Raw genomic sequence first — 13,210 nt, 5'->3', positions numbered from 1 at the left:
TTGTTCAGCGTGAAAAAGGAAGTGATGAGGTCCTGCCTGCGCCGGTTTTCAGGGACCGCGGCGATCGACGTCAGCGTCTGCTCGACCACGTCGTGGTTCCAGTGCGCGGGATCGCCGCCGCGCACGAGCCGCGCGAGGAGCTCGTTGGGCTGGACGTCCGTGATTTTTTTGGGCTTGGGCAGATCTCCTTTGGATTGGTAAGCGGCGTACAAAAGCGACAAGGGGCTGTCGTCGAGCGCGCTTTCGATCTCGCCGTTGGTTTCATGCAGGTACTCCACGGCCCAAAGCGCCGAATGCATGGCCGTATTGGCATTGCCGTGCGCGGCGTCGAGGAATTTGCCTTCCAGCCCGGGGCGCGTGTCGCGGGCATCCACGGCATTGTACTTGCGCACGTTGACGTCCATCAGCGCGAGCGCGCGCGTCAGCGACTGCCGCACGGGTTCCATCTTGTCGTGGAGATTCAGGCCCTGGCGGATTTTGTCCTGCAGGGAACGGAGTTCCGCGCGCGGGGCGGGCTGGACTTCGCTTCTTAACTCCGCCTTTGTTTTGCGCGCCTCGAGGATGGCTTTGGCCGCGGCGTCCGCGTCTGTCGCCGTAACTTCGTTTTCCGGGATCATCTGGGTGAAAATGCCGATGCCCGAATCCACGGCCGTCTGTTCCGGTCCCGAGAGCCCGAGCAGCGAGCGCGGTTCGGTCTGAACCGCGAACGCGAAAACGCGCGCGAGAAGCACGTCCAAGTCCACCGTGGAATCCCATTCGCCCACGAGGCCCGCCAGGCCGGGCACCACGACCGACTCGACGAATTGTTTGATTTCAAAATTGTCTTCCTTGCCCGAGATCTTGCGTTCGCCCAGGTAATTTTCGTAATGCTGCCGCGCCTTGGCCAGCGCCTGGCGCTGGGCCTCAGCCCACGCACGGATCGGTTCGAATTTTTCGTGGAGCCGGCCGAAATTCATCCTTTCGAAATACCGGGTCTCGTGTTCCTTGAGCAGCGCGCTGACCGCGGGATGGGCTTTGAGTTGTTCGTGCACGGCCTGGAGCTGTGCCTTGAGCTCAGTCTCGTCGCCGTCCACCGCGAAAAGCGGCTCGTAGTCTTCGAGCATTTTTTCCCAATCCTGCAGGCTCAGGGCTCCGTCAAAGACCCCCATGCGCGTCAGGCTGTCGCCCAGATAAAAGACGCGAACCGCCCGCGCTCCAATCTTCGCCGCGTGTTCGATGCCGGTCAGATTGCCCAAGGCATCAAAGTTTACCTCGAGGCGCTTCCGCTCTTTGCTGTCGTAAAAAGAACGCGACTGCCGCCGGAGAAGCGCGGTCAGGCGTTCACGCCAATCATCGAACGAAAAGCCGGTCGGAAAGGTAAACGGAGAGATCGGAACCCATACCTCCGACGTCACCATCTTGTTCTTGTCGCTGTAAAAGAAAATTTCGACGTTTACCACGTCGCCCGTCTTGGTATCGATGTTGACCTTCAGGTCGGTGTAGGGAACGTTTTTCACGATGCGGTTGAACGAGCGGGACTTGACCTCGCCGTACAGCTTTCCTTTCTGGCCTTCCCAATAGCTTCGCATGGCCGGCGGGGACAAATCCTTATGCTCCTCGCGAAAAAAGGCCTCCGCTTGTTTCAAAAGCTCGAACTCGTCTTCACGAGTCGTCGTGAGATCTTCGGCTGCCGTGGTGAAAACGATCTTATGGATCGTACCGTCGGTGACAACATCCTGCGGTTTTTTACCGACCATGACCTGGCCCATCGTCGCGTTGGTAAAATAAATGTCCCAGGTGGAATTGGTCTTGCGGTCATAGCCAAAAATATCCATTTCGGTTTTCGGTTCCGCCGCGGGCGTGTCGTCGGTGACGTCGGCCATGTGGTCGCGCCACTGGGTGAGCGTCCAGCCGGGCTCGAAGGCGATCTTGTCCTGGTGAAGGGCGTGATCCAGGACCGAAACGATTTGCCCGCCCTCGACTTTGTAAGTCTGGACACCTTTGACGTTGCGGACCGTTTTCTTCGGAAGCTTGGCGCCCAGCGTCACACGCAGTGCCGGGAGGCCGTTTTCATAAAAAAGCCTTTCAGTGACTTCGACACCAAACAGATTGCCTTGCAGTGCCAGCCACTCGTCGAGAGACTTGCCGTCTTCATAAGTCGTGCCGGTGTTCAGAAGATCACGCTTGTCGGCGTATAGGATCTGGCCGGCCTCATCCGTCTTGTAGATCAGGACACCCGTGATTTTTTTCTTCGAATTCAGCTGGAGCGTGAGCACGCGGTGCCCCGCCGCATCGGTAAAATGCTTTTCGTCTTCCTGCAGCTTGGCCACGTCTTCACGGACCGCTTCATCCAGCAGGATTTCTTCGGAACGGTCGATCGCTTTTTTCATCAGGTTCTGCCAGTAATAAGATTGGCGGATGTTGCGCAGGAACAGGTTGGAGTAAACGCGCCGCGTGAGGTCGCGCCCGAGGATGATGCCGTACTTTTCGCGGAACGACAGCTGCTCGTCCGTATCCTGCGGCTCCTGGGCTTCGGCGGCCGCTTCTTCGGCCACTTCGCCTTCGGGAGCTTCTGCTTCCGGCTCCGCAACGGCGGGCGCCGCGGCAGCGGCCGTGCGGACGCGCGGGTCCTGAAGGATGCGCTTGGCGAGTTCCACGGTGGCCGCGATTTTGTCCGGCTTGTTCCAATTCACGGGATCGAAGCTTGCCGCGCCCATGAGCCCGCGGAATTCCTGAGACCGGATCAGCGCGAGCACCACGCTTGCCAGCTCCAGGAAAGGATAAAAATTTTCGCGCCTTCCTCCGAACACGCCGCCGGTCGTGAATCCCAGTTCCTTGAAAACACCGAGGCGGCTGAAGTACTGGTTCTCCAGGTTCAGGCGGATCCATTCCGAACGGAAATAATTTTTCTCGTCTCCCAAAAGGTCGTAGACGCTCTTCGCGTCTTCGAATCTCCTGAAAACCATGTTGGATCCCATCCATTCGCTGCGCGTCAGGAAATCCAGCAGTTGGACCAGCTTTTCCACCTTCTTGGTCTCCGGCGATTTTTTCGGCCAGATCCTCATGCGGTCGACTTCCGGGAAGCCCGCTTCTTTGAGGATAAAATTGATCAGCGTGCTGTCGTCTTCTTCCGCGGCAGCGGCCGCTGGAGCGGGAGTCGTGGGCAGGGGCGCGGCCGCGGGAGCCGGCGATGCGGCCCTCTCCTCCAAAAGGCGTTCGTAATAAGTGACGAGCCCGTTCAGCCGGAAGGTCGAGTCGGGATAGACGGACTCAGACCTCAAATCCTGCTTGAGCAGCTGGTGCGGGGCGAGTTCGAAATCCAGCTGGCGTTTGAGCTCCAGCTCCGCTTCTTCCGGCGGCGCGATTTCTTTTTTCTTGCCGTAGAGTTCTTCGCGGACCGTCTTCTTGCGCTGTTCGGTCACGCGCGCGGTAAGGTCCGTGATCAGGCGCCGGTGCAGCGCGCGCGACGCGAGGGGCCAGAATTCTCCGTTCGGAGCTCCGTAAGTACCGTAACGGCGGAATTGGGCCGCCTGCTGGTCGAGATGGGAATTCAGGGCTTCGGTTTCAAGATGCTTGAGCCGCCAGAGAAGTTCTTTCCGGTCGCCGAGCGCCGCGAAGCCCGTTGCCAGGACTCCCGGCGATCGCTGCATGAGGAACGCCGTCAGACTGCCGTCTCCGGCTTCCGCAGCGGTGGTCAGCGCGTCCAAAACAACTTCCACAGTCTCCCCGGATTGGATCCTCTTGTCCCCGATTTCAAGGATGCGGGCCCAGGATGCATTGGCGTCGCCCTGCGCTTTGGCCCAGGAGATTTCCATGGAGCGGTCATCGCTTTCGAGGAATTGGCGGAGCCGGTGGCGCAGCGAAACCAGCTTTAACATGGCCGCGCCGCGGGCCTGATAGTCGTTGGTCAAATCATCGAAAAGGACAGGCAGCCCCACGCTCTCATGGGCCAGCAGCCCGCGTATCCGGACTTGTTCCAGCACGGCCTCGATCTCGCGGGTCAGGATCCGGCGCAGGCCGGGGTCTGTCGAAGCCAGTTCCATCATCTCACGGTTCAGGACGAGGCGCGGCCGGTCTTTCGGAGCCAGCGGCGCGTCGGCTTTGGCGGCCTCCGGCCATGTGCCTGCGTCATAGGCGGCCGCGGCAGGCGCTCCCGCCCGCACCTCAATGTAACTGAGAAGCGCAAGTTCGGGAGGCGTGATCAGCCGCCTCGCAAAAAGGTTCATCCAAATTTCTTCGAGCTGCATCTGCAAACCGCCGGTGAGTTTTAAATCCCCGGGACGGATGCCCGTCCTGTTGTTTTGGAGGATTTCAAACTCCGCGTACTCCGGCGGGGCAAGCTCCGCACCGGCCTTCGCCTGAGGAGGGGCAATAAAACCGTCCGCGAAAGGCACGGAGGCGTAAAAAGCCTGGAGTCTTTGCAAAATCCGGTCGAGCGCATCGCGGTCGGTCTTCGCCAGCGGAAAATTTTCCCACGTCCCCGCGCCCGGAGGGAGCGCGAGCGCCTGCATCTGGGGTTTTTCCAGATGGGCAAAAGGCGTCAGAGCGAGAGAGAGCCGGTCGGCGGTACGGACATCCGCAAAAATGTGGCCGAGCAGCACCGGCAGGTTGACGTTGTCGGCGAGAAGCGGCCGGTAAAAAACTTCGAGCTGGTGGCGCAGGCGGTCACGTTCGGCCTTTTTTTCCGGGTCCTGTTCGTGCTGCGAGAGCTCCGCGACGCGGGCCTCCATCTTTTGGAAGTCCTGATTTTTCTCGGGCCGGCGGCTGAAGTTCCATGCGTTGAGAAGCTGGTGCAGGACAAGCGATACTGCATCGGCCGGCAGCGGGATAGCCGCCGGAGGCGCGGCAGCTTCGGTCGCGGGCGGGACAACGGTTTCGGGCGTTACGACTTCCGGCTGGCCGCCCTCCTGGTCGCTGCGCAATTCGGATTTCGGAGCGGCGGTCTCGACTTCCCGGCCGAGCATGAGGTCCATCAAATCGTTGGGAATGACCCAGCTCGGGAAAAGCGGCTTGTCCGCGATCGGCGACGCCGCTGCGGGAGAAAAAAGCCGCGCAAGGTTCGCATCCGTCAACTGCCCCTTCGAGACGAGTTCCGAAAGCCCGCGCGCGAAATTTTCGATTTTTTCTTTCCACTGGGAACGCAGAAAAGCCTGGTCCCCCTGCCCCAGCTCGCGGCGCCGCGCCGCGTCCATGAAACGGGTATAGTCGCCGGCGCTGGAAAGGCGGTTTTCGCCTGCCAGTCCGCGGATGAGCTCGTCACGCCAGGCCTTGAGCGCGGGACCGGACGCGGCGGAGGCTTCCAGCAGTTTTTCGACCGCGTCTTCGCTGAAGGATTCGTACAGGTCGATTCCCCCGGCCGTGTGCTTGAAGTGGTTCTTCCACGAAACGTCGCCTTTCATGAGCGCGAGGTAATGCTCGTCGGCGCCTTCTTCCACTTCTTCGATGGCGGGCGATATCACGGTGTAGGAGATGTGCTTTTCCTGCAGTTTCTTGAGCATCGGCGGCGTGTGGAAGCCTCCCGCGACGAACATCACCGGCTTACTTTCCGGCTCGCCTCGGTTTTCCAGAAGGCCGATCAGGTTGTTGAAGAAAACACTGTCGCGTTTCTCGGAAATTTCATAAAAATGGACGGCGTCGGGAAGCGGCAGGACGGTTCCGGCGCTTTTGATTTCTTCCCAATCCGAGGGCGTAATTTCCAGGGAGGCCAGCTTGCGCGCGAGCACAAGCGCGCGGTCCGCCGCGAAAATCTCCCGCCCAGCCGGCGAGTCCAGAAGCGATTCCTGAATCGCGCGCACGAAAGATTCCAATTCGTCGGAGAACAGCATGCCTTTCATTTTGCGGAAGAGCAGATGATTGCGGGCGATGGTTTCGACTTCGGGCGGGACTTCCACGGCCCATCCGTTTTCGCGGGCAAACTCCGTAAGGAACGCGGCGAATTGCATGGGCGAGGCCGAGCCCGTGTCGTACTCCTGCTTCTGCTCGGAAAATTCCTTGATCTGCTTCGAGGTCTGGAGGCGGCGCGAGAGATCGGCCGCGAGCGTTTGAAGGGCGCGGGCCGCGGCCCCCTGGTCCGATTCGCGGCTGTGCTCGAGTTCGTTGAAAAGCACCTGCAGCGCCGGATAGTCTTTCGGATCGCGCAGCCCGCAAAGGTAGAGAAACGTTTCGGCCAGCTTCGAAGGGTCTTTGTCGAGCGCTACGAGCCGGGCATCCAGTTCGAGCAGGGCCGGAGCATAATGCTCTTTTTTCCTGGCCTGCAATTCCGCCCGCCGCTTTTCGATTTCCTGAAGCGCCTCGGGTTTGCGCGCCGCGGCTTTCAGGAAGGCGCGGATTTCCCCGCGGTACAATTCCGTATCTTCGAGCCCGTGGAAGCGCAGCTGCGGCTGCGAAAAAACCGCCGCGCTCACGGCACCGGAAAGTTCCCCTTTTTTGAGGTAGGCGTCGAAGATCTCCCTTTTCACGGCTTCGTCCGGAAAATAGCGGAACAGCGTGGGATCCATTTCGCCGGCGCCGCCTTCGAGCGCCACGTCTTTCAAACCGTATTTTTGAACGAGAAATCCGATGAGGTTTTCGATCGACGCCTGGGCATGATAATTAGCATGGGCGTCGCGCACGACAAAAACGAGGAAAGGCGACGTTCCCTTGTAGGATTCTTCGATGCTTCCGAGTTCCGCGGGAAGCGACGTGGAGTTGAGAATTTCGCGTGTGAAAGGCCGGGAAACTTCCGTCTCGTTTCCATTTTCCGCCGCCGCGGCAATTGGGGGCGAAGGCAGGAGTCCCGTCAGGCAGAAAATGAGGGCGGTTAAAAGACCCGTCCCTTTTTTCACGGCTTCGCTCATTCTCATGGGGCAATAAGCTCTTTGTTTTCCTTAGAAGGTTGACGGCGAAAGTTATTTTAAAAGTTTTATAAAGTTTAACATAAGTTTCGATATCCCGCAATCCTCTTGGACTTAATAAAAGTGATGCAACCTATTAAATTATTAAGGGTTAGAGATCAGCTAGAGAGGGGGAATCCCCTCTAAAACAGGAAGGACCGTTTGCCCGCCGGGAGGCGGGATTTCTTGGGCTGGGGCTTAGCTTAAAATTACTTCGCTGAAACCGAGTACGACCCGATTTCCTTATCCGCGAAGAAGACGCCTTTTCCATCCACGCCCGTGATCTTCAAAAGATCCAGGATGCGGTTGAACTGGTTTTCTTCTTCGTGCTGTTCGGCGACGTACCACTGGAGGAAATTAAACGTGGAGTAATCTTTTTCCTGGAGGCAGAGATCCACGAGCGAATTGATGGCCTTGGTCATCTGCTTCTCGTGCTTGAGCGTGAGCTCGAACATTTCCTGGATGTTTTTGTATTCCGCCGGAGGCGCTTTCACGGCGCCGACAAGGGCGCTGCCGCCGGTGTCGATGATGTAGCGGAAAAGCTTCATCATGTGGCCGCGCTCCTGCTCCGCGTGGCTGTACATGAATTTCGCGGAGCCCTTCAGCGCGCTCTTGTCGCACCATGCGGCCATGGCGAGATAATAATTCGAACCGTAATTTTCCTGGGCGATCTGTTCGTTCAATGCGGCTTGAATAGTTTTGCTGAGCATAAATCCTCCGGCAAGGTTAAAAAGACGTTAGGGAGTTATTATGCCAGCCGTTTTTTCAGGGTCAACGGGATTCTTACCCCCATCGGAATTCCATGCCGGCATACACGGAGCGTCCGTCGCCCGGAAAAAACTGGCCGGAATCGGCGCCGCTGGCATTGCTGATGATTCCGGTCGTGGCGGCATAGATTTCATTCGTCAGATTTTTGGCTTCGACGAAGAATGAAAAACCTTTTCTCGTTTTATAGCCCCCCTTCAGGCCGAGCAGCGCATAAGGATCCGTGAACAAGGTATGGTTCATGTCCACGGCATAATCGACCGGTGTCCATTCGAGGTTGGGCCCGAAATAGATCCCGCAGGGATGCTCGTAAACGAGCTCGGCGCGGAAAAAATGCGCGGGAATGCCGGGCAAGGAATTGTTGCTGAAGGCGGGATCGTTTGAAAAGTTGAAGCGGCTCCAACTGTAGATGCCGTGCAAAACCACGCGATCCTCCCCTTCCCAAGGCTCGCGCAGGCCGAGCAAATCTTCGGGCCTGAAGCCTTCGGGCGCGGCGGTCTTTTCCCCGCCCTTCGCTAAAATACCGCGAAACAAATCGAGCGAGGTCCCCAGCTCCACGCCTTGGTGATGGGTTCTGTAAGCGTTCACGGTCCCCAGGGGATTTCCCGCGGCATCGTTCAAGCTGAGCAATTCGTTGTCGACCCACGAGTAATACCAGGCGAGGTCCCAGGAAATCCTGCCTTCGTCGCCGCGCGTTCCGACTTCCAGCGTGCTTGCCTTCTGCGGCGTGAGATCGCGGATGCCTCCGCTCGTCACGTTCGACAATTCCCCGAAGCTCGGCGGCTCGAAGCTGCGGCTGAAATTGGCGAAGACCTGGCTGTTCTCCGTGATCTCGTAACGGATGCCGGCCTTGGGACTCACGGCGTGATATCTCGGATGGCCGCTGTTGTCGCCATCGGAAATAAACTTGTCCTTGGTCTTGCGCGAGGCAAAGCTCCATTGCATGCCGCCGACAAGCGCGAGCCGATCAATCACATAAAACTGCTCTTCGCCATAAAGGTCCAGGTTCCGTGAACGCTGGAGCGCGTCCGCCGTGAGCGCGCCGCGCTGTCCGCCCACATTAACGTGCTGCTGGGCATACACCAGATTCCAGACGGGATTGAAGCCCAGCGTCAGGATGTTTTTCCGGTTCAAGAAATCCGATTTGTTGAGGTACCGGAAGCTCGCGCCGAAATCATGCGAAAGCTGGTCGATGACCTGGAAGATGGGATGGAACAGGTCTTTGCGGACGTAGAAAGAACCGATCTCGAAAGTCTGGTCGTCCCAGTGGAACGTGGTTTTGTTCGAAAGCTGCACCTGGTCATAATCGCGCTTCTGGTTGCCGGTCACGTTCGCGGCATTGGGCTGCTTGGGATTCTGACGCATCTGGCCTTTGGTGATGCTTCCGGGCAGCATGGACTTGGAATCGGCAAGGCCGAGGTAAAAACGCGTTTCCACATGCTCGTTGAACTGATAACCGAAATTCGTAAAGATGCGCCGGTTCCACTGCTCGGCATGGTTCCGGAATCCGTCCTGGCGCGCCTCCGAAAGCGACACGTAATAATCCGCGGGGCCCATCGCCATGCCGGAACTCACCTGCTCACGGAGATAATTGAATCCGCCGAGTTCGAAACGGCTTTGGATCGCAGACGCGTCGCGGCCCGTCGGTGTCACGAAATTGACGGCTCCGCCGAGCGTCGTGGAACCGTATTGAAGCGCATTGGCACCGCGGAAGACCTCGATGTATTTGAGCGCCAGCGGATCGATGGCCTGGAAATCGCCGCCGCCGTCGGCCTGGTTGATCGGAATCCCGTCCTGCAGCAATTTGATGCCGCGCAGATGAAACGTGCGCTGGATGCCGGAGCCGCGTATGGACAAGCGCGCTTCCTCGGCTCCGAAACGCGGCTGGACGTACACGCCCGCCGTATAGCCCAGGCTGTCCTGAAGCGTGGACGCCCGGCCTTTTTTGTAGGCTTCCGCGTCGATGACCGACACACCGCCCGCCGTGCGGTTGATTTCCGCGCGCGCCGTTTGAATGCCCGGGGACGTCAAAGAGCCGTTGTCCACGGCCTTAACGACGACTTCGGGCAAAGTGCTTTTAGAAATTTTGGACTCCGCGCCATAGGCCCATGAGGGCGCCATTACGACGGCTAAGAAAAAGACCCCTGCTCCGCTTCGCATAAAATCTCCTTGGAAAAGAAAATTCAGTCCTTACCGGACGGAAAAGGAAAGAGAAATTAGAGGGCGGCGAAAAGTTTGGGCGGACGGTCGGGAGTTCCTGCGCTTAGAGCGCGCGGAAAAGAGATTGAGGCAAGAGAAAGCAATTCGAACCGCGGAACGAACGGAAACGCGGCTTCCGGGACCGCATTGAAGTCTTTGCAAAATCCGGCGAGCGCGGTTTTGGAAGTGTCTCCCGAGCAAGGGGCTTTTGCGAAGCCCGGCGCTTTCTGGTGCACCGGCTGCTGCTTGAAAGCGTGGGCACCATGCCCCATTGGGCAAAACGCGCCGGGCGCATGCTTGCACTGGCAAACCAGGCGGCCGCAGCAGGTCTTGGGATTGGATTTAAAAGCGGGAACGTCGAAACCCTGGAAGGAAAATACAGCCGCGAGCGCGAGGATAAAAAGAAGGTTTCCGCGTTTCATGACCGCCATGATAGGCCCGGAGCGGTCACGTTGCAAGCGGGATCACAAACGAAAAAACGCTTCCCTGTTTGTATTCCGACTCGACCCACAAATGCCCTTTGTGCTGCTCGATGATCTTGCTGCAGATCGCAAGGCCCAGGCCCGTGCCGCCCGGCGCCGCGATCTGCCCCGCTTCCAGCTGCCCGAATTTGCGGAAAAGTCTCGGGACGTCCTCGGGTTTGATGCCGATGCCGGTATCGCGCACTGACACTTTGACGCCGCCGTCCGTGGTCTCGGTCGTCACCGTGATCACGCCCTGCTCGGTAAATTTGATGGCGTTGTTCAGGAGGTTCATGAGGACCTGGATGATCCTGTCGCGGTCCACCAGCACGGCAGGCAAATTTTCCTGCGGGCGGCATTCGATCTTGAGAGGCTTGTTCTTGATGAGAAGCTCCGCCTGTTTTCTGGCGTCAAGCACGAGCCCGTTCAGGTCGGCCGGCTGCAGGCGGAAATCCATGATGCCGGCTTCCAGCCTTTGGAAATCGAGGAAGGCGTTGACCAGCCGCACGAGCCGGTCGAGGCTCGTCTTGGTGGTGCTCAGGACTTCCTGCTGGTCCGCGTTCAGCTCGCCGGTCAATCCGTCGAGCATGATGCTGATGCCTTCACGCACGGCATGCAGCGGCGTGCGGAGTTCGTGCGCCACCATGGAAATGAGCTCGGATTTCACATCGAGCGATTCCTTGTATTTGCGCTCGGTGATGTCCTTGATGAAAAAATAAGACCCCGAAAATTTCGAATCATGGTCGTGCACTTTGACCATAACCAGCTGCGCGTAAAAAATGGAGCCTTCCTTGCGCTGCACCCGGATCTCCGCTTCGGATTTGCCCCATTTAACCATGTGCTCGTAGGCCGCGTCCGCCTTGTCATAATCCTTGTGGTGGACAAAAGGCTGCCATTTCTGCCCGGTCATGGCCTCGCTGGAGCCCTGGCCGACGAGGTCCGCGAAAGCGCGGTTCATCGAAACGAACCGGCCTTCCTTATCCACGCGGGAAATCGCTTCGACCGCGTTTTCCATCGCGGTGCCCAGCTCCCTCAGGCGGTCTTCGGCGCGTTTCTTGTCCGTGATGTCCTCGGAAATGCCGAGAAGATACAACGGCTCGCTCGCGTGGTCGAAGATGGGAATTTTTTTTGTGTGCACGATGCGCAGGCCCTTGCGCCGCGTATGCACGGGCTCTTCGGGAATGTCGAGGACATGGCCGGTTTCCAGTACGTTCCGGTCCTTGGCGGTAAAAAAATCCGCTTCCTCTTTCGGAAAAAAATCGTAGTCGGTTTTACCGATGAAATCGCCGCGGGTGTAGCCGAGCAGCTCTTCGGCCGCCTTGTTGAAGCGCACGAACCGCAGGTCTTTGGCGTCCTTGAGAAAGATCATGTGCGGGATATTCTCGACGATGGAATCCAGGAAGGCATTCGCCCGCCGCAGTTCTTCCTCGACTTCTTTGCGGAGGGTGATGTCGCGGACGAGGAGCAGCAGGAATTCCTGGCCGCGCAGCGAAATGACGCCGACGCTGATTTCCACGGGAAATTGCCGGCTGTCCTTGCGGCGGTAAATGGTTTCCACCGTCAAGGGGACCCCGGGCTTCAAACGGCTCCAGAGAAGCTCCAGGCGCCCGCGCTCGCAGCCGGGTTCGATGTCCCACACAGACATGGCGGCGAACTCCTGGCGCGAATAGCCCAGGCTGTCGCAGGCCTTCTGATTGACGTCCACGAAGCGCCCGGACCGTTCGACCAGCAGCAAGGCGTCCACGGCCTGGTCCACGACGCCGCGGAAGCGTTCTTCGCTCGCGCGCAATTCCGCGGTCTTGGCGCGTTCCTTGATTTCCTCCTGCAGCCGGGCATTCAGCAGTTTCAGTTTGGATCCGTGGCGGATGACGTGGCTCAGATAAATTCCCAGGAACAGGGTGAGCAGGCACCCGATGACGAGGACGGCCCAGGAAAAGCGGATCATCCCCGTCATGTAACGCCGGCTCGGAAAACAATAAATGTCCCATTTCCTGCCGCCGACCCCGAGCTCATATTTATAAAAAAACCGTCCGCGAGGCGCGGGCGGATGGAGCTCATGCGCGCCGGATGTGTTCTCGTAGACAAGCTCCGGATGCGCGGAATCGGTCACGTCGTCAATGTAGAAATCGATGCCAACGGAATCAAAAAAACCCGTGGCTTCGGAAACAAGATCGTTCACTTTGAAAACGCCCGTGACAAAGCCCGCCAAATGGGCCGCGTAAGCCTCCGCGCTTTCCTCCCATTTTCCCTTTTGATAAACGGACGCATAGGCGATCAGGGCCGTCTGATTTTTTTCCTTCAGCCGCCAAAGGCTTAAAGGCGGCGTCATGCGAATGGCCGCGGCATCACGGCTTTGTTCCATCGTAGCGAAACGGCGCGGCATTTGCGATTCATCGGAGCCCAGCACCGTCCGGTTCTTGGCTTCGGGTTCCGCAAAATAAACCGGGTAATATTCGGATCTCTCCGGCGCGGCCGCCTTGCCGCCGGAAGGCAAGAGGTCGAGGAACTGGAAGTCCGCATACCCCTGTTCGCGCGCGGACTCCTCATAGACTCTGCGCCAGGCCTGCGGCACGCGCGGGATCCATTCCACGGCCTGAATCATGCTGTGGCCTTCAAGCAAGGCCTCGGAAAATTGCCGGAATTCTCCGCGTTCGACGCGCTGAGAGCCGTCGTAAAATGCTTTCAATGCGCGCACGAGGCTGAACATGGCCTGCAGGTCGCTTTCTAAAATCGAGATCCTCTCCTGAGACTGCAGTTCGAACGTGGCGCGGAAAGCCTTGTCTTCCAGCTGACGGGACAAGATAAAAATCCCGGCGGACAAAGTGAGGCCCAGGGACAGGATGAGAATGAGGGAGACGTTGGCTTTGGATGCGGCGGCGCGGGATTCGAGGGACATCATGGGACTATGGAAACTTTTTTTGCACACCCTTTTCA

At 58.5% G+C, this 13,210-nt stretch carries 5 protein-coding genes; all 5 read right to left on the bottom strand.

Translation table 11 applies throughout. From position 1 onward, the window contains the following. Positions 1 to 6,821, bottom strand: a 6,821-nt coding sequence (locus tag VL688_05040; GenBank protein ID HTL47410.1) for a hypothetical protein, incomplete at its 3' end; no start/stop codon positions are given. A gap of 239 nt (positions 6,822 to 7,060) precedes the next feature. After that, positions 7,061 to 7,561, bottom strand: a complete 501-nt coding sequence (locus VL688_05035) for a ferritin (protein ID HTL47409.1) — start codon at positions 7,559 to 7,561, stop codon at positions 7,061 to 7,063. A 73-nt stretch (positions 7,562 to 7,634) separates the two neighbouring features. Further along, positions 7,635 to 9,776 carry a TonB-dependent receptor gene (locus VL688_05030; protein HTL47408.1) on the bottom strand — a complete coding sequence of 714 codons (2,142 nt, stop codon included), beginning with the start codon at positions 9,774 to 9,776 and terminating at the stop codon, positions 7,635 to 7,637. Between the two features lie 56 nt (positions 9,777 to 9,832). Further along, entirely contained in the window at positions 9,833 to 10,237 is a 405-nt protein-coding gene (locus VL688_05025; protein HTL47407.1) for a hypothetical protein, read from the bottom strand. A gap of 25 nt (positions 10,238 to 10,262) precedes the next feature. Further along, positions 10,263 to 13,175 carry a PAS domain S-box protein gene (locus VL688_05020; protein ID HTL47406.1) on the bottom strand — a complete coding sequence of 971 codons (2,913 nt, stop codon included), beginning with the start codon at positions 13,173 to 13,175 and terminating at the stop codon, positions 10,263 to 10,265. Between the last annotated feature and the right edge of the window lie 35 nt (positions 13,176 to 13,210).

The sequence above is a fragment of the Verrucomicrobiia bacterium genome (genome assembly GCA_035495615.1).
Taxonomy (GTDB): domain Bacteria; phylum Omnitrophota; class Omnitrophia; order Omnitrophales; family Aquincolibacteriaceae; genus DATJFP01.
Note: the sequence above shows the minus strand (reverse complement) of the source record. Positions and strands in the feature narration are given on the sequence as shown.

What these genes read in the sequence shown, in the direction of transcription:
- VL688_05020 (HTL47406.1), bottom strand. Translation starts at nt 13,175, where the DNA reads ATGATGTCCCTCGAATCCCGCGCCGCCGCATCCAAAGCCAACGTCTCC.
- VL688_05030 (HTL47408.1), bottom strand. Translation starts at nt 9,776, where the DNA reads ATGCGAAGCGGAGCAGGGGTCTTTTTCTTAGCCGTCGTAATGGCGCCC.
- VL688_05025 (HTL47407.1), bottom strand. Translation starts at nt 10,237, where the DNA reads ATGAAACGCGGAAACCTTCTTTTTATCCTCGCGCTCGCGGCTGTATTT.
- VL688_05035 (HTL47409.1), bottom strand. Translation starts at nt 7,561, where the DNA reads ATGCTCAGCAAAACTATTCAAGCCGCATTGAACGAACAGATCGCCCAG.